Origin of the sequence: Candidatus Symbiopectobacterium sp. 'North America' (genome assembly GCF_015762685.1) — a bacterium.
Taxonomy (GTDB): Bacteria; Pseudomonadota; Gammaproteobacteria; order Enterobacterales; family Enterobacteriaceae; genus Symbiopectobacterium.
Window position 1 is genome coordinate 44,599 of sequence record NZ_PEHF01000066.1, and the last position, 22,792, is coordinate 67,390.

The 22,792-nt window shown below is 42.5% G+C and carries 22 protein-coding genes and 4 pseudogenes; 3 read left to right on the forward strand and 23 right to left on the reverse strand.

Annotated elements, in window-relative coordinates:
- The first annotated feature begins 138 nt into the window (after positions 1-138).
- The 3 genes from CS369_RS14315 (at position 139) to CS369_RS14325 (ending at position 3,348) form a co-directional block, all read left to right on the forward strand.
- Entirely contained in the window at positions 139-1,476 is a 1,338-nt protein-coding gene (locus CS369_RS14315; RefSeq protein ID WP_280514796.1) for a methyl-accepting chemotaxis protein, read from the forward strand.
- A gap of 33 nt (positions 1,477-1,509) precedes the next feature.
- Entirely contained in the window at positions 1,510-1,767 is a 258-nt protein-coding gene (locus CS369_RS14320) for a hypothetical protein (protein ID WP_196907642.1), read from the forward strand.
- A 327-nt stretch (positions 1,768-2,094) separates the two neighbouring features.
- A complete protein-coding gene (locus CS369_RS14325) occupies positions 2,095-3,348 on the forward strand; it encodes an EAL and HDOD domain-containing protein (RefSeq protein WP_196907643.1) in 1,254 nt (417 codons plus the stop codon).
- A gap of 249 nt (positions 3,349-3,597) precedes the next feature.
- Here CS369_RS14325 and CS369_RS14330 read toward each other — a convergent pair whose 3' ends face one another.
- The 23 genes and pseudogenes from CS369_RS14330 to CS369_RS14455 all read right to left on the reverse strand — a co-directional run bounded on the left by CS369_RS14330 (position 3,598) and on the right by CS369_RS14455 (position 22,778).
- Positions 3,598-5,073: a methyl-accepting chemotaxis protein gene (locus CS369_RS14330; RefSeq protein WP_374191067.1), complete on the reverse strand. Its 1,476-nt coding sequence runs from the start codon at positions 5,071-5,073 to the stop codon at positions 3,598-3,600.
- Positions 5,074-6,350: 1,277 nt separating this feature from the next.
- Positions 6,351-7,046, reverse strand: a complete 696-nt coding sequence (locus CS369_RS14340; RefSeq protein WP_196907645.1) for a hypothetical protein — start codon at positions 7,044-7,046, stop codon at positions 6,351-6,353.
- 9 nt (positions 7,047-7,055) lie between these two features.
- The gene (locus CS369_RS14345; protein ID WP_196907646.1) at positions 7,056-7,523 is read right to left on the reverse strand and encodes a winged helix-turn-helix domain-containing protein; all 468 of its coding nucleotides are present in this window, start codon (positions 7,521-7,523) and stop codon (positions 7,056-7,058) included.
- Between the two features lie 347 nt (positions 7,524-7,870).
- Positions 7,871-8,254: a hypothetical protein gene (locus CS369_RS14350; RefSeq protein WP_196907647.1), complete on the reverse strand. Its 384-nt coding sequence runs from the start codon at positions 8,252-8,254 to the stop codon at positions 7,871-7,873.
- Positions 8,255-8,636: 382 nt separating this feature from the next.
- Positions 8,637-9,317, reverse strand: a complete 681-nt coding sequence (locus tag CS369_RS14355; protein ID WP_196907648.1) for a hypothetical protein — start codon at positions 9,315-9,317, stop codon at positions 8,637-8,639.
- A gap of 34 nt (positions 9,318-9,351) precedes the next feature.
- Positions 9,352-9,891 (reverse strand): hypothetical protein, encoded by a 540-nt coding sequence (locus CS369_RS14360; protein ID WP_196907649.1) that lies wholly within the window; start codon positions 9,889-9,891, stop codon positions 9,352-9,354.
- Between the two features lie 28 nt (positions 9,892-9,919).
- Entirely contained in the window at positions 9,920-10,729 is an 810-nt protein-coding gene (gene sctJ, locus CS369_RS14365) for a type III secretion system inner membrane ring lipoprotein SctJ (RefSeq protein WP_196907650.1), read from the reverse strand.
- Positions 10,730-10,775: 46 nt separating this feature from the next.
- A complete protein-coding gene (sctI, locus tag CS369_RS14370; RefSeq protein WP_196907651.1) occupies positions 10,776-11,000 on the reverse strand; it encodes a type III secretion system inner rod subunit SctI in 225 nt (74 codons plus the stop codon).
- 21 nt (positions 11,001-11,021) lie between these two features.
- Entirely contained in the window at positions 11,022-11,279 is a 258-nt protein-coding gene (locus CS369_RS14375) for a type III secretion system needle complex protein (protein ID WP_244665027.1), read from the reverse strand.
- A 22-nt stretch (positions 11,280-11,301) separates the two neighbouring features.
- Positions 11,302-12,503, reverse strand: a pseudogene (locus CS369_RS23760) (PrgH/EprH family type III secretion apparatus protein).
- Positions 12,504-12,792: 289 nt separating this feature from the next.
- Entirely contained in the window at positions 12,793-13,032 is a 240-nt protein-coding gene (locus tag CS369_RS14395; protein WP_196907655.1) for a phosphopantetheine-binding protein, read from the reverse strand.
- 103 nt (positions 13,033-13,135) lie between these two features.
- Complete coding sequence (locus CS369_RS14400; RefSeq protein WP_196907656.1) at positions 13,136-13,885, reverse strand: hypothetical protein; 750 nt, start codon at positions 13,883-13,885, stop codon at positions 13,136-13,138.
- The gene (locus CS369_RS14405; protein WP_196907657.1) at positions 13,795-14,961 is read right to left on the reverse strand and encodes a hypothetical protein; all 1,167 of its coding nucleotides are present in this window, start codon (positions 14,959-14,961) and stop codon (positions 13,795-13,797) included. Before CS369_RS14405 ends, CS369_RS14400 begins: the two co-directional genes overlap by 91 nt.
- 36 nt (positions 14,962-14,997) lie before the next feature.
- Positions 14,998-15,807, reverse strand: coding sequence for a hypothetical protein (locus CS369_RS14410; protein WP_196907658.1), 810 nt, complete (start codon positions 15,805-15,807; stop codon positions 14,998-15,000).
- A 13-nt stretch (positions 15,808-15,820) separates the two neighbouring features.
- On the reverse strand, positions 15,821-16,888 hold the full coding sequence (locus CS369_RS14415; RefSeq protein ID WP_196907659.1) for an IpaD/SipD/SspD family type III secretion system needle tip protein: 1,068 nt from the start codon (positions 16,886-16,888) through the stop codon (positions 15,821-15,823).
- Positions 16,889-16,952: 64 nt separating this feature from the next.
- Positions 16,953-17,708 carry a hypothetical protein gene (locus CS369_RS14420; RefSeq protein WP_196907660.1) on the reverse strand — a complete coding sequence of 252 codons (756 nt, stop codon included), beginning with the start codon at positions 17,706-17,708 and terminating at the stop codon, positions 16,953-16,955.
- Positions 17,654-18,058, reverse strand: a complete 405-nt coding sequence (locus CS369_RS14425; protein ID WP_196907661.1) for a hypothetical protein — start codon at positions 18,056-18,058, stop codon at positions 17,654-17,656. The genes CS369_RS14420 and CS369_RS14425 overlap by 55 nt, the downstream gene beginning before the upstream one ends.
- Before the next feature lie 11 nt (positions 18,059-18,069).
- Positions 18,070-19,554 carry a type III secretion system translocon subunit SctE gene (gene sctE, locus CS369_RS14430; RefSeq protein WP_196907662.1) on the reverse strand — a complete coding sequence of 495 codons (1,485 nt, stop codon included), beginning with the start codon at positions 19,552-19,554 and terminating at the stop codon, positions 18,070-18,072.
- Between the two features lie 48 nt (positions 19,555-19,602).
- Positions 19,603-20,022, reverse strand: a complete 420-nt coding sequence (locus CS369_RS14435; RefSeq protein WP_196907663.1) for a hypothetical protein — start codon at positions 20,020-20,022, stop codon at positions 19,603-19,605.
- 19 nt (positions 20,023-20,041) lie between these two features.
- Positions 20,042-20,560, reverse strand: coding sequence for a SycD/LcrH family type III secretion system chaperone (locus CS369_RS14440; RefSeq protein ID WP_196907664.1), 519 nt, complete (start codon positions 20,558-20,560; stop codon positions 20,042-20,044).
- A 117-nt stretch (positions 20,561-20,677) separates the two neighbouring features.
- Positions 20,678-21,710, reverse strand: a pseudogene (locus tag CS369_RS14445) (EscU/YscU/HrcU family type III secretion system export apparatus switch protein).
- Positions 21,711-21,757: 47 nt separating this feature from the next.
- Positions 21,758-22,515 (reverse strand): annotated as a pseudogene (gene sctT, locus CS369_RS14450) (type III secretion system export apparatus subunit SctT).
- Positions 22,516-22,523: 8 nt separating this feature from the next.
- A pseudogene (locus CS369_RS14455) lies at positions 22,524-22,778 on the reverse strand (EscS/YscS/HrcS family type III secretion system export apparatus protein).
- Positions 22,779-22,792: the final 14 nt, after the last annotated feature.

Here is a 22,792-nt window from a genome sequence, read left to right on the forward strand (position 1 = left end):
AGCCATTTCTATTTCGTATTATCTAACATTGGCGCGTTGCGTATGATAACAACAGGTGAAATGGGGGGGTAATACCACACGAATCGTCACCATAAAACGATAATTATCAAAAAGCATCATGAGGAATATATGCGGTCAATGAAAAATATCTCTCTCGGTGTTCTGCTAGGCGCTGGCTTCTCTGCCATTATTGTCATCGGCCTGCTGGTTGCCGCCTTTGGACGGATCGCGTGGAGTAAAACAAGCGATCACATTGAATATTATGAAAAACACCATTTAACCAATCTTATCTCAGTGCAGGATTTAAAGGATAACTTAAACAGTGCCACCAAAGCCGCATTAATCATGGCATTCCAGGATGATATTAACAGTCAGGCAGAAAGTGAGGCGGTAGTCGAACAAATGCTGGGAGGTAACAATCTTCTGCTGATACGCTTAAAAGAAGAAATCTCGCTGCCGAACTTGCTCGCAACACTCGATAATTTTAACAAAACCTACGCTGACTATATCACCATGACCCAGCAGACCGTGAATCTGGCAAAAAATGGCCAACTGTTGGATGCGCAATCTCTTGCGATAGAGAAGTTACAGCCGATACAAATGAGCCTGTTTCAAGAGATTTCAGCCATGATCCAACAACAACAAGACAACACCACTCAGGCGGCTGCCGAATCAACTCAGGGAGCACGCCTGTCTGGCAATATACAGTTGTTGTTGGCTGCCATAGCAGCGCTATTGGGCTTGACCATCGCAGGGTTGACGACACGGCATATTAAAAGGCAACTGGGCGGCGAACCTGCTTACGCCATGCAGGTTGTCCAACAAATAGCGCAGGGTAATCTGGCTACTCACATTACGATTCCCGCTGGCCATCAAACCAGCCTGCTATCCGCCATGCAAGAGATGCGCGATAACTTACGCAACATCGTGCTGGAGGTACGCGAGAGTAGTGAATCTATCTCCGTGGGGGCTAACGATATTGCAGCAAGCAGTACCAATTTGAGTCAACACACTGAACAGCAAGCGGCCAGTCTGCAACAAACCGCCGCATCGATTGAGCAAATCAGCCAAACCATTCATCAAAATGCTGACACTGTGCGTAGCACAACGCAGCAAGCTGATACGGCCAGCAGCATCGCGGCCAAAAGCGGTGAAGCCATCGCCGATATCGTACAAACTATGAGTGAAATTAGCCAAAGCTCTAACAAGATCAACGAGATCATTGCCGTTATTGATGGTATTGCTTTTCAAACCAATATACTGGCGCTCAATGCCGCGGTTGAAGCCGCACGGGCTGGGGAACAAGGGCGCGGTTTTGCCGTGGTGGCTGGAGAAGTTCGTTCTCTGGCACAACGTTCCGCATCTGCGGCAAAGGAAATTAAAACGCTCATTCAAGATAGCGTAGGCTGCGTTAATAACGGTTCACAATTGGTCAGTCGGGCCGGAGCCACTATTGACGAGCTGGTAAAACAATAGCGCCAAGTCGCAGTGAGCGTGAATGAGATTGGCGTGACAACACAAGAACAGGAGCAAGGCGTCAGACAAATCAATGATGCCGTCAGCCAACTGGATCTCGTCACCCAGCAAAATACGGTACTGGTGGAAGAATCAAGCAGCGTGGCCGACGGTTTACGCGATCAGGCACAGCACTTGGTCTCCTTGATGAGCGTATTCCAGGTAAATACGTCACGCCCCTCTGGCGAGGCAAACCCAACAGTCACGACACAGCCACTTGGTATAGCATTACAAAGTAGAAAGATTGCCTGATATTTTCCAAGGGGGTTGTCGTCGCCATCATGGTCTTGCCACTGGCAGCCGCCTTCCCCCCAGCCTTTCCCCTGCCTATCCATTCCGCACTACACGCCGATTCTCGGTGCGTTCTACACCTCAAAAACGTCAAATATTTGTAAGACTACGGTAATTCTTACCTGACAAGACTAATATTAAAGCAGTTTCTGGCCGATATAGGGTGAGTAACATGTAAATTTTCCATTGTAGGGCACTGCCAGACAGGAATCAGGTTAAACGTCTAGAAAGAAGATTAGTCAATTGAAAAATAATAAAATAGTCACTAAGCTTATCTAGAGGGTTACTATGTATTCATTTGTTGCGCGTCAGCCTATTTTAAATAAGAACCTCCAGCCCGTCGCTTATGAACTGCTCTTCCGAGATGGTATTCGCAATTCGTTCCCTGATGTCACTCCAGAATACGCCACCGCACAAATCATAACGGAACAGTTTTTAACGAATTCACTAAGTCGACTTGTTGACGATCACATCAGCTATATCAACGTTCCACATCAGATGCTTACCAATAGTCTCGTTGAGGCGCTACCGCCAGAAAAGGTCGTACTGGAAATTCTGGAAAATGCACCGCCTAATGACACCTTGCTGGCCTCGGTAAAACGGTTGAAAAAGAGAGGCTTTAAGCTCGCGCTGGACGATTTTTTGATGGCTCCCGAATGGGATCGTTTTCTACCTTACATTGATGTGCTCAAATTCGATCTCATGCAGTCATCCTTTGCTGATATTGCATCCTACATCAACAAACTCCCCTACCGGCACATCACCTTTCTTGCGGAAAAAGTTGAGACGCATGAACAATTTTCTCAGGCAAAGCAATTAGGTATTTCACTCTTTCAGGGATACTTTTTTAGCAAACCAGAAATCATTCAGTCGCGCCGACTATCAGTGAATAATTACAATGTATTGCAGCTACTTAGTGAGGTAAACAAACAGGAGCTAAATTACGATCAGATCGAAAAATTGCTCAGTAAAGATGTATCACTCGCTTACAAAGCAATGCGATATGTCAATAATATCAGGTTGCGCAGCAACTTAAGCTTGATGCCACTTCAGGCTAATTTTCGCTACATTGCTATGCTGCTGGGACAAAAAGAGTTGCGCCGATTTCTCTCACTGGTGACGATAACCAGCCAAAGTGATAAAGATAAATCCTTTGAATTGTATCGGTTGAGTTTGTTAAGAGCGAAGTGCTGTGAACTTATTTCGCTGCATCAGAATAAGAAAGATGACCCGATCAATGCTTTTTTATGTGGTCTGTTCTCCCCGCTTGAAGCCATCCTTGACTGCCCGATGCTACTTTTGCTGTCGGAAATAGCATTGCCTAATGAGGTAAAACAGGCTCTGCTTGAAAACACTGGCGCCTATGCACGTTACCTCATGCTGGCAACGGAATATGAAAAACAGAATTGGCAAGACGTTAATACACTTATCACAGAGCTGAAGATCACCGAGCAACAGATGATACACATCGTACTGGATGCCACGCTGTGGGCTGATGAAATGCTGCAAATAGGTCAAATGAATGAGAAAAAGGGGGAATAATCCCCCCTCATCTGTTACTGGCTACTACAGTGAGAAATAGGTCTGCGCTTCACCTCGTTTAAAACGTTTCCCAATTAGCATTGTCTGATTTGGCCAGCACCTTAGCGGATGCCGGTAACGAGGCGGGCAAGACCGCACTTTTCGAGGATTGCATCCCCCCAGAGCACGCGTTGCCTCGGTAATTTTAAAGGTCGCAACGGCATGACGCAGATAGTTAGCCTGATCCTCCAGTGCCGCTGCCGCAGATTGCTAGACCAATGCCGCATTCTGCTGTGTTACACCATCCATTTCCGCGACGGCCTGGCTCACCTGCTCAATGCCTCTGCTCTGTTCATCTAACGCAGTAGCGATCTCGCCCATGATATCGGTGACTCGCGTTACCGCAGTGACGATTTCTTTCATGGTTTCTCCCGCATCCTGGACTTGCTCAGAGCCCGTGTTGACACGGCTAACCGAATTTTCGATCAAGCTTTTAATCTCTTTTGCGGCTTGAGCACTTCTTTGGGCTAAATTGCGCACCTCTCCGGCCACCACGGCAAAACCACGCCCCTGCTCACCGGCACGCGCTGCCTCAACCGCCGCATTCAGTGCCAAAATATTGGTTTGAAACGCGATACCATCGATCACATTGGTAATATGTGCAATTTGCGTAGAACTATCCGAGATGTCTCTCATAGTGGTAATAACGGTATTAACAACATGCCCACCTTTCTGTGCTGTTTCTGATGCATTTTTTGCCAGAGCAGCAGCTTGTCGCGCATTATCAGTGTTCTGTTTTACTGTTGCCGTCAACTGTTCCATGCTTGCAGCAGTTTCCTCCAATGCGGAAGCTTGCTGCTCGGTTCTTGACGACAGATAATTACTGCCCACTGAAATTTCGCTGGCTCCTGTATAGATACTGTCAGAACTGGTGCGAACGTCGCTAACCGTTGTAATTAATGAACTTTGCATCTCTTTTAAACGTGAAGCGAGCTGACCAATTTCATTTTTACTTTCTGCCTCTATGTCCTGCGTAAGATCGCCTCCAGATATCGCACGAATATGATGGATAACGCGGCTTAACGGCTGGAAAAGAATACGCTGGAGAACACCCCACGCGCTCACAACCACCAAAATCAATGCAAGCGCAATGCTCCCAATCGTCCATTGCATAGATACAAAGCTGGAGATATTTTCACGCTGTCCGGCACTGACTAAAATATTATTCTGCTCCCTCCAGGCGTTATAGCTCTGCTCTAAATTATCCTGCGCCAGTTGGGCATCAAGATTGCCATAAGCCTCATAGTCGCCGCGTTGTAGATACTGGATAGACATTTTAAAAATATCATGCAGTTGGCGATAATTATTCTCCACTTTTTTAGCAATGGCATCGCTCTGCCCTTCAAGCCGGGGGGAAGACTGATAGCGATTAAACTGTTTTTCGGCCGTATCAAGCGTAGTACTGGCTGTTGCCAGGAGAGCATTGATTGCCGCGATGGATTTCTCATCTTTCTGGTTTTTCAAAAAACGGATGGCCACGCGAGTGATGACAACGCGAGTCTTTACAAGAGATTGAAAACTATTAGTAAGCTGTTCTTGTTGAAAGCTCAAGATTTCAGATTTTTGAAAGTTTTGCTTATCGTTATTTACTGAGGAGTAAAACAGTATGCTGGTGATTACCTGCAATAAAATAAAGATAGCAAAGGCAATCCAAATCCCTGTGATGACTTTAACGTTTTTAAACATGGTTTGCCTCTTTGATCTAGGAATAGATGCCTAGAGGCAATATCGTCAACCAGCCGCGTTTCTTGATTACATTTACGCAACACGCCGCAGCTAACAAAACTGATAAGAAACAACATATCACATTGATAAATATGACAATTAGCTTAAGACAAACGCTTTGACACATAAGGAAACGTTATGAAAAATCAACGTTCACATTAACAAACCGCAAGAATTTAAATAACAATATGAATTTTAAGTAAAAAATCACTTCTAGATCTAGAAACTTAAAAAAATCAATGTGTCATTTTCCTAATTATTTCCTTTACTTCCAGCCCATACTCAGAATTTTTCTGCATCCTTTGCACAAAAACTCGCTGATAGAGCCACGCATCTATGCACTTTTTCACATCAGCCTTATCCGGCTGGCAGTGGAATTCGAAGATCATCCTTTTTTCTTTTGAAAACAACACTAAACTACTTTCAAACTCGAGAAAATCAAGATCTTCTATTTGGTAGGCTGTTTTAAATGCAGAGCAGATGTAATGTATATCCATATAATATCCACCAATATTTTTATAACTTTACATTGCTGTATAGCATAAATAGCATTAAATCGTACATCTTAATCATTTTATTGTGATACACATTTAGTTTGCGTTGAAATATGAGATTCCTTTTCTAGAAAACCCGGCAGTAAATTAACAAATTCAGGTCATGCCCTCTCAACATCCCGATCTTCTCAAAAGGGCTCTCCCTCCCCCATAAATGCAACCACAAAAAAGGGGACAATACCGAATGATGACATCAGCTTTTTTTAATGGCATTTAGTTTTAATTCACATACTAAAATCAAAACTCATCATTCATTATCAGCACACGTTTTACATCATCCAGGATGCTAAGGAAAAGGAATTTCCCACGTGGTCCCTGGAGAATCTCATTTTTTCAGCTAGCAATGCTGGATGTTTTGTTGCCCTTGGGTGCACAACCCCTGCGACCTCATTATAACAATATCCGATAAACTCACAAGATAGTTTATATTTTTCAATATCCTTTACCAGAGCCCGAGCTTTACATAATTCGCCGAGACGTGCATAGAGTAACGCCAGTAATCCCCGCATGATCGTATTCCCGGGAGAATCAGTATTAAGTGTATCTTCTCCATACCTTTACGGCCTCCTAGATATCGCCAAGGAGATAATTGATGATAACATGCAATATTTTAGGCGAATAGAACGCATCATTGAGGTCCATACACATATTATTCATCTGCATTGCTTTATCTAAATCACCTTGTCACACCAGATGGCAAGCATAGTAATAATAAACCTCTGCAACCGTGGGGGCTAATAACATGGCCAAATGAAATTTACTTGCTGCTTCCTTATTATTTTCAGCGCAAAGTAGTAGCCCTTGTAAAGAAAGAGCAATGACGTTATTAGGTTCACTCACTAATATCTTGCCGACAATGATCATCATTTCATGCCGGACGCTTTCATAATCCATCAAGCCCAGATTGGCTACCGCATAGTAAGAACCGGCAATCCGGCATAATTCACTGATACTGGTTTCGCCATGTCGTCTTAATTTCACTGCTTGAGGCATAAATTTCTCAAGCGCTGAAAGTGAGAATTGCAATGCATCATGCTGCGCCACGTTGGAGCTCAAAGGATGCACATTGATCGTTGCCGGATCCGTTCCCATCGATGGATCAATCGCAGACAAAAGCGTAAGAATGGCCCTGTATAGCAACCGGTAATTGATGTGATGATCGCTCGTGAAATGAACACCTTCTCGATATAACACCGAGTGATCCTTTGCCCGAGTCAGTTTAATACGGATGATAGATTTTTCACCATGCCGAATTTCCATACCAGAAATATAATAGTCTGCCTGTGATTTTTCGATTGCAGACAGGTAGCTACTGTAATCCTGGACGCTGCGCGTCAGACAAGACGAAACAACGTTAATGGGCAAATCGAGACAATGCAATCAATCAATCTATTGATCGTGAAGTGAAATAGCTTGGTATCGATGCTGCATTTCAAAGATAAACAATGCAATATTGCATGCTCTCTTTTCAACGGAAGCATCAAAGACGGTCATGTCATTGTGGTTCGCGGTCAAGGTAGGCTGAACCGCTTTTTCAGGAAGATCGACGACTTGAACCTCAGGGACAAAACGATAGCCCTTACCGTAGATGTTATCGATAAATCTTTTTTTTCTTGAATGACCCAACGTACGGTGCAAAACATAAATACAGCGCGTTAATGACTCATCGGAGACCAATACCCCCTTCCACACATGTTCAATTATTGCATCTTTTGAAATAACGGTATGTGCGTTTTGTAAAATAAAGAGTAATACCGCACTCTCTTTCGGCGCTAAATAGATAGCGCCTTTATCTTTTGTCAGTAATTGACCATTATGAAAAGAAAAACCTTCAAATATAAATTGATGAAATTCCATTTTTACTATTCCTTACGAAATAGAGGCATAACTTTGCGTAATAAAGGAATAACGCATACACTCAGCTAACAGTGCTATTCCCAACAAGCGGTAATGACTTTACTTCGGTTTTTTTAGAGCAAACAGATGAAACAAGGCTTAAAACGTTTTTCAGGCATATCAGCAGAACAAAAGTGGCAGAACCAACGTCACAGATAATATACGAGAATCGATAATTTTAATCACCGAATTCATTGGTAAGTCCAGACCAATGCACTAAAAATCCCGAGTAAAAAAACAATGCCTTCATCAACATAAAATACTACAAAAAAATGTAAAGCAAAATTTAATATCACAAATCAATAATATCACTTACATAACAAGTAATTATCAACGGACATCTCCCACTGATATTGTTCTCTTGGTTTGGCAGGCGCGCCCGCAGATTTATCAACACGCATGTAATCTATGCTGTGCGTAGGCATACCAGCCTGTTTGACATTGTCACATATCATGAATTTTTTGCCAGGATCTTGCATCGTCGCGCGAATATGCTCCCAAAATTGGCTCACCTGCTTTTCGGACAATTGCGCCAAGGTTTCACCTAAGCGTTTTCCGTGTGCCATCTTGGCATATTGTGTACCAATACGGTTTGCATCAAACCACGTGTAGCTTCCCGCCAAGGCATAAAGAAATACGGCTCGGTCGAACTTCTGAGCACGGACGCATTCATTCATTTCAGCATAGAGCATATCGGGCCCCCCAGAAGCACTATAAAGAGGATCTGTACGACATGTTTGTCCTGCAAACTCAAGGCCAGTACTGTTTCTGCTAGCACTACCAGCGCTATCTGGAAGTGAACGTGTCGCAGACTGACATCCCACCAACAACAACGATAGGAATAGAGTGCTGGCTGCGAAAAGAACGGGTTTACCAGTCATAATTTTCATCAGGATCGAGCCCATCTGATAACAAGACTTTTTGCATCCACTCATTGTACATAAACCGCATAGCATAATTATTAACCTCATCATCGCCTAACTATTTGATTACTTGATTGATTTATTTGATATCTCCATCAGTTTCATAAAGCGAAATGGTGGAGTTCGATAGAGAATTAATAATTGTCATTGCTTACTTTCCTTGATTATCATCATGATCCGATACCAACAATTCACGAGACGGTGAATACGTTCCAAGTTGTTCGTAAAGTTTTTCCAGTGTTTGCTGAGAAAGTTGTTCGCAACTCTCATACAATGATTGCGTGTCAAAAAACGTATTTATTTGATTATCAACAAACGTCTCTGGTAAAAATTCGACCAGTTGCTCACGATACTTAAATACATATCGCAAATCTTGATGATACTCAAAAATGACGCCTCCCCGGTGCATACTATCAATATAGGCCATTAATCTGCGTTTATAACGGCATCTGTCGCTAAGAAGAAGGATGTAAAAAGGCGTTTTGTCATCTCGGCCATCAATCTCATCGGCCCAGCTTTCAAACAAGGTACAAATCACGCTTTCCTTATTGACAGTGTCACTCAGCAAACGCTTTGCACGCTGGCGAACCAGTCCATAGAGTTCATTCACAATGCCTTGTTTGTCCTCAATAAAACTGGTTACTGTTTCAATTGATGTCACAAGTCCGTGTTCATAACCATCGCGATAGGCCTGCTGACGTATTGCCTCAGCGTCACGACTGGCATCGCTGATAATCTTTTTGGCATGTTCCCGGGCCTGCGCCACGACGCTGATTCTCAGATTATGTGCTACACGATTCTTGTTTGTTAACAGCACATTTTCTTGCAGCATATTCGTATATGATGTCTCAACTTATTTGAGCATATTAAATGGCCATCCTCATTGCTAATTCATTATCACCGGTTAATGTTGGCGATGCAGTTTCCACACCGTCTCCTGGTGAAAACAATAATGGCAGTCGTTCTCTCATTACCCTCGAGACAGAAGCGGAGAATAAATCAATTTCTCGTTTAGCGCACAGCGCATATTGCTCAAGAGAATAAGTAGATGCATTCACTGGCTTACTTTCAATAAGATTCAACAATGAAAACTGCCTGACGGATTTTTCAAGCTTCCACCAGACTCCACACTGAAAAAGATTGCTCTTATGGAGTTGACAAGCCACCATAAAGGCCGCTTTGGGTAAAAAATGCCAATGCGCAGTTAAATATCGCTCTCTTTCATTATTTAGGTCGAGCGGTTCAACCGAAAGGGAAAAGTTTTCGATTAAAATGTCATTTATAATTCGATGACACCCTGGCGTCGAAAATCCAGGGAGAAGTGAAAAACGTTTTGGATGAATCCATGATATCGGATTATATATGATATTCAGGATATTACCGCATTCCCTTTGCTCTTTATGCATTAATCTTTCCATGACATTCAAATATCCGCTATTTTTTATCTTCAGGAGCATCTACACTGGATTTAGGATCATCCTGTGTACTTTTATTATTAGTCTGCGTCAGGATATGCTTCTTTAGCCTACCTAAAAATGCATGATGGCTTTGACTAATAAATAACAGCACGGCAGCTAACAAGGCAACGGTTACCACGCCAAGGCCTATTAACCACGTCGGTGTGTTAGACTTTGTCGCTTGAATGGATACCGGCGCATGCCGCTGAACGTCATTAATCTTGGATAACACGACGGAAATATTGTCGTAATTAACGTCCTCAAAGCTATTCTTAAGAAAGCGCTTTACATCACTGATTAATAAGGTGGTATCAGTAATGCTATTATCATGATTGAGCAATGTTGAAAGATGAACGGCCGATCTTTTCCTATCACCATCGCTGGAGCTCATATCATAGCTCACATGTACGCGCGCAGAAACCACCCCTGAAATTGACAACAACGAATGCTCAAGTCGTTGCTCGATTCCGGAATAGAGGCGAGCCTTTTCAGCACGCGGAGAAGAAACAAGCGCATCGGCAGGAAGTATCTGCACAATGTCGATTGCTGGAAGGCGTGGCAGCCCATAAGTATTCATTAAATCAACAGAAGCCGAAAAATCCTGAGAACTGACAGAGAGACTATACCCCTCTTTTTTGACCTCATTTTTATCAACCTTGATGTTATTGCGCTGTAACAGCGCAATAACATCATTAGCCTGCTGTTGATCTAACCCTTTCAGCAAAATATCTTGCTCACAACCTACAAGAAAAACTGCCAATATGGGAAATAACAGGTATTTATTCATGATTATGAACGTAATAATGTTTCAACAGCACTGACCCCTTTACGCGTCAATGTCTGATGAGTGATACATGTAAGTTATAGTCAGAAGTTCGTTGTTGAAGTTCTGCCAACATTTCAGGATCTGTTGAAGCATTGGTGTTCTCCAACAATGAAATCACGTCACGCTGTTCCGCAGACATATTTACCGATTCCCGCGCATAAGCGCGAAGCAGACGATCTTTCAACAACACATTGCAAGACAACTGTGTCACCATACTGGTGTTATGATTCATAGCCTATTCTTGGTAACAACATTAACGGAAGTTGGTAATAATCGCAGAGCCCACATCTTTGTATACCTTCACAACGTTAGATTGTACATTACGGTACAGCGTATACTCTGACAAGCGAGACTGATAAATCGCCAACAGCTCTGGGTTAAAGGGGTCTGCTGCCAGTTTTTCTAGCGCCAACTCCAATTCAGAATTAAGTTGTGTCACACCATTATCGAAGGTTGATGATTTATTAGACAAATAATCATTCCATGTGAAATCTGTACTTCTTGAATCCATGTTACTCATATAAAATCCTTACTTATGTTTTTGGTAAATACCAATGTCCAGCGCCAAGTTTTATATAGCTTTGTTCGCCAAATTTAAAATATTTATCTTTGAACCAATCAGTTTCCAGCTCAACAGAAAAGTGAACATACCTTCCACCCCATTGTTGATAGTATTGATTGACAAAATTCTTGATACTTTCGAGCATACCATCCTCAATGATGCCCAATATAACAAAGGTGATAGTATCGCCATTATCTATCTCACGGAAAGAGAGCGCCATTTTTTTAATCCTTGATTGGCAATACTCCTGATTGTTTTATTCTCCAGATTATCTAGCCTTACTGAATCCATATAAGGGAATTTTTCTTTCAGCGCAGCAATAAAATCACCGCGTGCCTTTTCACTTAATTCATTTCTTTCTGTACTAATTCTAAGAATCGGATGTTGTGGGTCACTCAACCGTATCTGATGAAACTTCAATGCAGGCCAATAGGTTTCCACCCAACGAGAAATTCGCTCTTCTTCACTGGCAATATTGACAACATTAACCTGTTGGCGCAGCGGATTTCTAACCATGGTTTGAACAGCCCAATCAGTCGCTTTTTCACTGCCAGCAAAAACATAAATCCAATTATCACGAGCATAAACTATCTGATAATCCTCAGAGGCAAAATTCAATAATGTTGAGACATTATCAAGCTGACGCTGTGTTCCCGTAAGGTAGCCATAGCCCGCGACAAACACGGCACTCACTAAAGCAACTGCTGCCAATGTTTTATACCATACACTTTTGGTATTCTTGACAATCTCGGTAGTCGTTGGTGATTGTCCCCTGGCACTGTCCAGATATTCTCCGGATAAGATAGCGTCCGAGAATTCAGAATGTTGATTTCGCTAGACAAATTTTTGCATCCCGACGGTGATAACTGCATTTTCTGACAATGCTATCATTGGTGAGCCATCGTCAGAGATCTCACGCATATAAACCTCGCATGAGTCACCCAGTTTAACGATTATCTCGAAACTTACATCCGTTTGTTCAGCAGGAATATAAATAGTATTATCAGGCATCTGTGTGCCATTATATTGCTTGCTAATCGTTTCTTCATCAGTAGAAAGAAAAAGTGTGTTCCCTTCAAGCAAAGCAAACTCACACCCAAGTAAAACGCCGTTAAGAAGCCTAACGACTATCCTTTTTTCTTTATCGATATTTTTATCTTCATCCAATAACATTGCTAAATTCTCAAGGAGATCGATACCATTACGTTCACTTTGGACAAGATATACCAACGGACCACCAACATCTTGATTCAATAATAATGGAAAATTGATTTCACATCAGATTTGGCAACCAGTAACTTAATGATTGTCAAGAAAAATAATGAGAATGTATATCTTCACATAGAAAAGATTACATATCGTCAATATAATTAGTTATTTTTAGAAAGGATAAGCGACTGAGAAAGTAAAGGGGGGAAAGGAATGAGTAATGGGCCGAGTAAAAACCCGCCCCACATTTATATTAATGGCATCGTTCATGAATCAGGCGATAGAGATCCTGAACATAGTTAACATCGTCCAGCGCATCATCTTTAATGTTAAGAGCAAACTCCTGTTCAAGCACTAACATAAGATCCATCATCATGAGTGAATCAGCCAATAGATCATAGTATAGATGTTTCTCCGGTAATACATCCGCAGAGGAACAATTCATAATAGAAGAAACCACATGATTTATGCGTTCCTCAACGTTTTGATTCATTACAATTCCTTTTCAATCTCACAGTACGAGGCGATCAAGATGACGTCAGGTCACTTTCATCAGACAGGACGACTGCCTCTCATCCTAAAAGTATGTTAATGGTTTACTTTTTAGCAAACCTGTCAGTGTTAATATAAGATTGCTTTGCCGTAGCACCTTGCCTTCCTGTCCAAAAAAGACCTTTGTAGCCAGTGTTGCCCGCAGCAGTAACCGTATTTTTCTCTCCAGAAGACGCCACTTGGTGGCGATTGGCCAAATAGGGCTCTCTGGCAGCGCTGATGTCGAGCGCAGAATCTGCCAGCAACACATCATTTGTGGTTTCAGGTTCAACGCGTGCTTTGTGTTGAGAGACACTCGCAGTGTGCTCAACGCCACTGGTAACCGGGATAGCTGCATCCGTTTTGTTTACAGCGCGCCTTTCAATGGTGCTGCTTGAGACAGCTTTGGCCAAAGGTTCAGCATCACGCCCGGTACTGCCTGGCCTGTTTAGCGCATGGCTTACTGTAGATGCATTTGAATCCGATGCATATTTTTTGAAATCTGCGGCGCCGGTCCTACCCGTTCTGTGTGGTCCCATATAGGTATCAAACTTTTGTTTGCTGATACCAGCAGCATTGTTCAACTGCTGTTGTTGACGTATTGCCTGTGCAGGTGAAGTAGTGGATTTTTGGGTGTGTGTCTCAAACACGTTGTGCGCTTTCTCGTTCGCTTTACTCCCGTCAAGCTCAACGGTTTTTTCTACCCCTGCTGCGTTTGATCTTGTCAGCAGGTCTTTTTCATCACGCCCTGGAAGCGGCTCTCGGCGTCCAGCCTGGGTATCGGTTTCAACAATCGTTTTTTTGCTGGTTGCCAATAACGTTTAAACTCTGCGGCACCAGTGCGTCCTGTTCGGTTTGGCCCGATATAAGGATTAAGCGAAGGACTAGCCCCCTCTTGCGACCGAGGCTCAGATGATTGCACAATCGCTGCGTTGCTTTTGGCTTTGGTTAACGTCGTAGCAAACTGCGCCCGTTGCCGAGTGAATGACGCTGCATGAAGCGCTTGATTCGCTAACAGGATTTTCTCCTGCCTTAACGTGAGGGTTAGGATTACTGACATTCTCATCACGTGAACGAACACCATCACTTTTAATCTCCGTACCAGCATCGTTAGAAGGCGTAATTGGAGACTCTTTTTTTTATCAACCCGCCCGCTATCAGAGGACTGCTTGTACTTCTGAAATTGCGCTGCGCCCGTTATACCCGTGCTAAAGGGTCCAATAAAAGAAGTCTGGCGTGCGGCCATCGAAGAACCAGGGTTACCCACTCTCTCAGGCTGCGCCTGTGGGACAGAAGTGCGCACATTCAGTTCGGCATTGGTTTCTGGCGTTGAAGATGCCTCTGTGGGTAACGCCGGTCCATCGATATCATCAACCCCTGCATGCCCTCCCACTGTTACAGGTGGAGTCAGCGTTTCATTGGAAGGTTTGTTACTATTAACCGTAATATCTGACGTATCAGGCGTTACCTCAGGGCGCTTCTGCCTGCCACTGTCTCTCCGCCCATCAGTACTACGATCGGATTGCTTCTCTGGTACAGTAGTAACATTCTGATGCTGAGTGGCTGACGCCTTTGCAGAAGCGGGAGGGTTTTCCTCTTGTTCTTTAGGCGGGTTTGCAGCCTCCTTCATCGAGAGATGACTTTTATCAGTAAAGTGGATACTGTTATCATTAGTCATCGTGCTGTAGTCATAATATACGTAAGTTGAACCGGGTGTTTCTTTGGTCATGCCATTATCTGGTTTTGACGTTCCTGTATTTCTAGCATCATTATGCTGGCCTACATTCTCACGCTGTAGAAAGTCTTTGAACAGTTCTAATTTAATTGGTTGATGATTAAGGAGTGCATCTACGCGATGAAAATGGCTACTCCCATTAATAGTTCCTTCCATCCTATCAAAAACTTGCTTCGATGGACGAAATGCGATTTATTTCCATTTACTGAGAAGCGTCGCTCTCTTATTTTTATCTTGCACCGTATTAATCTTACTCTCAACCAAACGATCAATAGCTGCATTATGATTTAAACCTTCAGCGATTAACTTAGCAGAATTTTTATTCATGCGGTCGTCAATATTTTTAAGCGCACGTTCCCCTTGAAGTAAAGAACCAGCGAAGGGTGATTTTATCCCCAAGCCATACTTATTAATATTATCAACATAAAATGTGATATCTTCTTTGATTCCCGCTGTGTTAGGGGTAACATACTGAGCCGAACAATCACTTAGCATTTTAAGCATAACAAATATTTGCTTAGCGTTATCCACTGCGGAAGGTTCGTTCTTAGGATCAGCTAAAGTGGTCTGAAGCTTATCAAAATCCTTATTACTTACCTCTTTACGCAAGAAGTCCAATGCTTCGTGCTCACTTTTATTGATAAAAGTAGAACCACTGTCCAATGAATTAAAAATATCATTAAATACTGAAGCGTCATGTGCATCAAACGGATAGGAACTACTCTTTTCGTTGTTAGCCTCATTTTTATGTAAACCACTTCTCACGTTTCTTACTTTTGCATCGAGCTCAGCATTTTGAGTTCGCGTAGAAAACCTTGACGAGTCCGATGCCCTAGTGGCTTGGCCAGGCTTAGGTGAAAATTGCACCTTTGCTTGTGTTATATTTTTTAATGATGCAATGTTATTATTCCCGACCTTACTATTAAAGTCGGCAGGAAAACTATTTGGGTGAATTTGTTTCGATATACTGGGCCTAATCATACTGTTATTTGAATAATTCATAATGTCGCTCTCTTTAAACAAAGAATTGTTTATCGCATTCTAAAAGACTTGCAATGGTGCTACTTAATACCTTAACTAAATTATCAAAATTTGAATGCGCGTTTGCATATTTTTGGGTTAATGTTTTCATGCCGTTTTGTATATGATCTTTCTGCATGTCAACACCAGTCTGCCATGCAGACCATTGTGCTGCGTTGAACGACATATCTTTATTTTCCACTGAGTTATTGATATTAACCAATGGGCTAATATCAATATGAACAATATAAGTGCCATCTGGTAGCTGATAAATACAGTCATCCGCACTGAGCCCGAACTCTTTTGCCCAAGCTTCACACTCCTCACGGCTAGCCCCTTGAACCGTAGACCCCGTTTGAACTGGAAACAATGTCGTTGACATACCTGGCACAGGATATTTATTCATCAACTCTTGAAGACTTTTTTTTAATCCTTCGCCATTCAGAATGGTTTTATCATCATCCGCGGAAATAAATTGTGGCAACGTGGACATAAAACCAGAAAAATCCTTATAAAACTGCGCATTTTTCTCAACAGCTTGTTGAAAAAATTCTAAATAGCTTTCAGATATTTCTCCAATGGTATCACAGAGTAAATCATTAATTTCTTTGCTTAATAAAGTACTAAACTCGTCAAAACTTGAGAAATTTAAAACGAAGCCTGGAATGCTATTTTTCAGTTTCACTAACTCAGAATAGACGAGTTCTTTGGTATCTGACGACAAGGCCTTATTTCTCAATTCAGAATTCTGCAAAAACAAATCATCAAGAACACGCTTGCTTCTTTTTACATCATGTACGAGAAGTTCTCTCCGTGCCAGGATAGCCTTTATTTCATCAAGAAAACCATCAATATTTAATTTTATAATATAATCATTAAGTTTTTCCGCGTCAGCTTTTATAAATGAAAAGGGGGCGAGAAGAATGCGATGCATACCATTATTACGAGGTAATATATTAATATCATCAGCAATGGATTCCTGTAAAAAGAAATCATTAGAAGAATTTTCCTGTGAAAAATTCTCAATCCGAAATGGCGGCCTTGTTGGAGATAATATTTCCATTTTTTTCTCTGAAGAAACCGCCTGTATCAACAGGCAGTTTTATATCGTTATCAATGTCTAGCAATTACATTTTGGTATTATTGGCAACAACACTGGCAGTATCGCTGATACCTTTCGCGATATTTTCGAGCGTTGCTAACAATGCAGCCTTAAGCTTTTCAGCATCCTGGGCTTTCTCATCGTTTCGTTGGCTCTCCTGCATAAAGACATCTTTATCAAATTGCCGCAATTGCTGTAGGCCATTCTGCTCAGCCTGACTCAATATCATCTGAGAGGAAGAAATGGTTCCCATTGCCACCGCTCCGCCCTGTAAGGCTTGCTCAACACCAATTTGTTGCTGAGAAGCGCTTAGGGTTGTTTGCAGTTGAAACTCCTGCTTCTGTGCCAGCACGTGTTCACGATTGGCAGATTGCTTCAAGCGGGCCATATCTTGCGCCCACATCGAATCGCTCATATCCTTCCCGCGTGAAAGCGTTGCTTGAGCATCGAGCTTATTACCCAGATTCTTATGCTGAGTAATTTTGGCCCCCTGAATCTCATACCCTTTAATAGCCTGACTATGCCCTTTGTGGGACTTGATTCCGCCCGTCAACGCCATACCACTTGTCACTATGCTACTGGTAAGATCCTTTTTAAACTGCTCTCGTGCAGCTTGCATGCTGTGCTCAACAGAGCTTTCAAGACTTTTCTGGCTTGTTTCCAGCATCGAGATTTTCATGCCTTGTTCAGCATGCTTGCTCAATAATGTGGTTTTCGCCAACTCAATTAACGGGGCAAAACGCATGCTGTTATAACCACCGAGAAAGCTTGTCGTAGCCACGATTTTCTCTGACCGGCTAGCGGAACTACAGGCACTTTTTCGTTCTGTGCAGGCATCAAAGCGCTACTTTGAGAATACAAAGAAATTTGTTTGCTTAACAAATTCGCATCCGTATCAGAAACCGGCTTGGTGATATCAGGAATTCGAATATCAATACCAACAAGGTAACTGGATGCATGCTGTACTAATATCGTTCTATTTCGATTCAAGTCAGCGGTATCTAAAGGTCTGGAATTTGATTTCTCGATGAAACCTGTATTATCCATACCTTTACGATGCATCTCTTCAGGAAGAGCAGTCGCTCGCTGTTGGAACACGGTATTATTGGAGTTTGCAATAGATACTGCCATAACGCCTCCTATTAGGCTCTGATATTTCTTACAACACTCTTCCCAGTGTTGACTTTACTACTTAACATGTCAGACAAAGTCATATTTACCGATTGAGATACTTTGGAATCTTCTTCATGGTTAGCAAGAATTTTACTAATAAGATCGCGCAAAATGCTGACATCCATTGCAGCCAAATTAAAATCGGCAATAGCTTTTGTCGCCTGAAGCCTGATATTTGAAATATTAATACTCATTCCACTTTGAACAACAGGCATCGCCGTGTGAACGCCATTTTGCAACATTTCCAATCGTTTCAATGCAATGTTACCTAAGCGCTTCGCATCTTCTGGATCGTTTAATTTCAATACCTTCATGACATTGGCATTTACTTTATCTGAAATAATATCCAGCTTTTTATTAATCTCTTTTGTAATTTTCCCAACCTGTTTTGTTACAGATTGCATGCTCCGACTTAATGCCGCACTCCCTTGTCTCATAGAGTTATTAACAAGTTGCGGCATAACTTTATTAATGACCTGCTTGATTGACTGCATAATGGCAGAGGTCATTGCCTGGGACATTTTTTCTATCATGAATTTGGCTGCTGTTTTAGCCACTAAAGAAATAGCAACAATGGCAGCAATAGTCACTGCGGCGGTGACCACCATATGGATGGTATCCATCATGTTGGCACCCGTCGCTTTATCGATGGCATTTAGCAGCAATCCGAGTGGTGTTTTATCAAAAATCTGCGTGATAATATCGCCCAGAATATTCATGAGGGGCATAAAAACATGCTCCATGAGGGGATTCATCACCATTTCCGTTAATGACTTACCGGTAATAGCCGCAACAATGGGGTCAGCGACCATCAAGGCGATACCGACAGCCATTAACGCCACACCACCACCACCAAATACGGTAGTAATTGCCCCTAACGCAATCGCCAGGCCGCCTAAAATTTTACCAATGCAGCTGGCCATTTTTTGCGCTTCTTCAGCTTTACGAACCTGCTCTTCGTATTCATCAGATTTACGCTGCATTTCAGCCTGACGCGCTTTGGTTTGAATGCGGTTCAGTTCAAGATCGTTTTTTAGTTTTTCAGCAGACGCCTCTTCCATTTGCATAATAAACTCGGTGATCAGCATGATCATGGCAGCCGTTTTAGTCAGCGCTTTCTCTGATTGCACCACTGCGTTGCTGGATACGACACCACCTTTTGATGTCAAGTCCACATCGTTGTACTTTGTATGCATTTCTGCCGTACTGGCATTAATGTCATTCAGTACGATCTGCATAGCAGCAAGCTTTTGCTCCGCAATCGCGCGCGCATCGGACAACGTTGATTGAGTATGGCCTAGCGCTTTTTGCGCGTCAGCAATCTCCTTTTTCGCTTGCGTTACGTCAGGGTTATCTGCCAGTGATGGATCATCAGGGTCGGTAACGCCTAATTTTTCTAACAATTCATCCAGCGAACTCTGCGCTTCATCAAGCTTACGTTGCGCTTGAGCCACATCATCTGTTGCACCGCCAACGCCCTTTTGTGCCTCGTTAAACTCAGCCTAGAGGCCATCGTAGGATTGGTGCAACGCATCCAGATGTGCTGACAGCTCACGAGCTTTATCCATGCGCGCTTCTGACTGGGTCAAAAAAATGGCCAGGGCATTGGCACGTTGCGTCACGTTCATCCCATTGGTGATCTCCTGATACTGCGCCATTAAAAACAACATTTGCGCTTTGCTGGTTAACGGTGTCGATTGGCGGATTGCGGATGACTCGACGTTCTCCGAGGTTAAAGATACCGTTTGTGCCGAGACATCGTCAGCAATCATTTCCCTGGCACGTTGTTGGGCTAATTGATCAATAGCCTTTCCCTTTACCTGAGAAATATGCGTCTTTGATGAAATTGCTTCGCTTACTTTTCCAGTATTGGCTGGCAAATTCGCAAGATTTATCACTTTACCTGTTTTGGAGACATTCATTTATTTAAGACCTATGAAATTAAACGGTTTCCTCAGAGGGCTTAGCGTTATTTAACGCTTCACTCTCTCCCATATTTTGACGAATCGTACTCATATACGCTTTAGCTTTGGCAACTAAAGATGAATCCTCACAGCGTGAGCAAATAATATCAAAGCACTGTAATGCCTTAACAACATTCCCCATAAGCAGTTGGCACTGTCCAGAATAAAAGACAGGGTTGAAATCATTCTCAGCCATGACATAGGCCAGTGAATAAAAATCACACGCCTTGCTGTAATTTTTCTTTACCTGGTTAACGGCACCCAAACCAATAAAGTAGTCTGAATTCTTAAGATCATAGAGGCAAAGAAAATGGAACAAATTTTCCGCTTCATCTAACTGGCCATTTTTGTATGCCTGATAAGCATACGCATAGACATTTTCCATCATGTCATCAGTAATGCCATGAATCTCTTTTAATGTCGCCCCATGTTTCAATGTTGCGGTCATTAATAACGTTGCTTCCTGCTGGGTGATAGCACCAGTGTTTTGTTCCATTTTCGCTCTCCTCAGTAGGGTCACCGCTTACTGCTGATGACCGTTATTAAACCATGCGTTTATTTGATATTCACATAAAGAACGCTCATTCACCGTGTGTTCACGGGGGGAGACACTCTAATTTTCCCAAGCACTTTTAACCTGTTGCAACCACACAAGGATACCGATGACATTATCCAGCTCCTCAATGCTGACAAAAGAGTATCGCTGATGGGTTTTAAATATTCGTCGTGCCAACTTAATATCTTCAACGACAGGAACGCCCACCTTCTCAGCATAAGTTCTGACGGCAAGTGCTCTCTGATTTCTCTCGAGTACAGAGATAAATGGAATACCCACCACATCCATATTGAGATAGATCCCAACCGCAATATGCGTTGGGTTAGCAATAATTACTGCTGATTTTTCAATGTCAGTTTTTATTTGCTCAGACAATAGTTCAGCATGCAGTTCTTTACGCTTAGATTTTATTTCCGGATCACCGTCCTGCTCTTTGAATTCTCGTTTAACCTCCTGCTTGTCCATTTTGAGATCTCTTATATGAAGGAAATACTCAGCAAGCGCATCTAATACAAATAGCGCGCAGGATAAACACAGATAGATTAATGCGCCAAAGAGTTTCCCCCACACCAGGAATATTTGTACGGGCTCAGCATTGAGCTGAGAAAAAACCATATGTTTGTGTTTATTCCAAAATACCATAGCGGCGACGATAAAACTCGTCAGGAAAAGTAAGGTTTTCACGACATCTTTTATTGTACGCAAACTAAATAACTTCTTGAAACCGTTAACAGGGTTTAAGGCATTAAAATTCAGTTTCAGCGCTTTACTGGCAAGCAAAAAAACTGGTTTGCAATAGCGTTGGAAACACCGAGGCAGCAATACAAAGCAATAGGAAAGGCAAAAATAACTTTAGCCCTGTCCAAAACATCGCTTCAGCATAACCAAGCGCATCGTGAGTAAAACCATTTTCGATGACAAGTCGCAACATGGACATCAACTCAAAGACGCCAGAAAAATTAATCAGGTACTGCACACCCAGCAATATCAGACAAGCAATAACCAAATCCTTACTCTTAAACGACTGGCCTTTTTTCGCCGCGTCTTTTTTCTTTTTGTCAGTCGGTTTTTCCGTTTTACTTCCAGACATAAATTCCCTTTATACTTCAGGTTCACGCTGACGTGATAACCACGACATCACCAGCCAAGTAGATCGACGGGATAAAGACGCAAATCCATAATGCGGTCGGGCAATATGGGAGTGAAATAGAGCAGTAACAACAAGAATCCAATAAGGCTCTTAACTGTCAATGCCAACGAAAAGGCATTCAACTGCGGGGCAAACCGTGCCAGCAATCCTAAAAAAGTTCAGATAACAAAAAAATAATAATCAAAGGGCTCGTAATAATAACGCCATTCTTCACTACCACAGCAAGGAACCCGAGAACAGTACGATATGCTAGCATATCCAATTGATAAAGTTGCCATAATTGATAAATTTTCTCGAAAACCTCCAGCATTAACAGTAGCCCACCGCTTTGCAGCACAATAACGGCAGCAAAGAGGTTGAAAAAGTTAGCTAGTTCTGAAGTATCCACGCCTGAAAGTGGATCAATGCTACTACTCAGGGTTGCACCACGCTGATTATCGATAAAACTGCCCATCGCGTGCATAACCCAACACGGTAAACACAGAAAACCAGCGATGATCAGACCAACAGCTAACTCCTTACCAATTAAAATTAAAAACCAGATGTTATCGTACCCAGCTATCGCTTCTCCCGTATGCGGCCACAACACACTGCCCGTGAGCAAGGCAACGGGTAACCTGATAGCGCCAGTCAACGTATTATTGTTGAAAAAGGGCAACAATATAAACGCAGGCATCAAGCAAGCAGATACCATAGCCATTTCATAAAGCCAGGTGTGAAGGTCGAAAAAAATTCCAGTAAACATATTGCTTATCACGCAAGTGCTATTCTTATTACTTCACGAGCATAATTAAGCATAATATCGCCATACCACCCGGAAATAAGAAACAGACACAACGCTACGCTCAATAATTTGACGCCAAAAGGCAATGTCTGTTCTTAACATTGAGTTACTGTCTGGAATAAACCCACCAACAGCCCCACTACTGTGGCTACGGCAATGGGTAATGCCGACATTGTCAAAATCAGGTAAAGCGCTTTATTGCCTGCGAACGCTATTTCATCCATGATGACTCTCCACG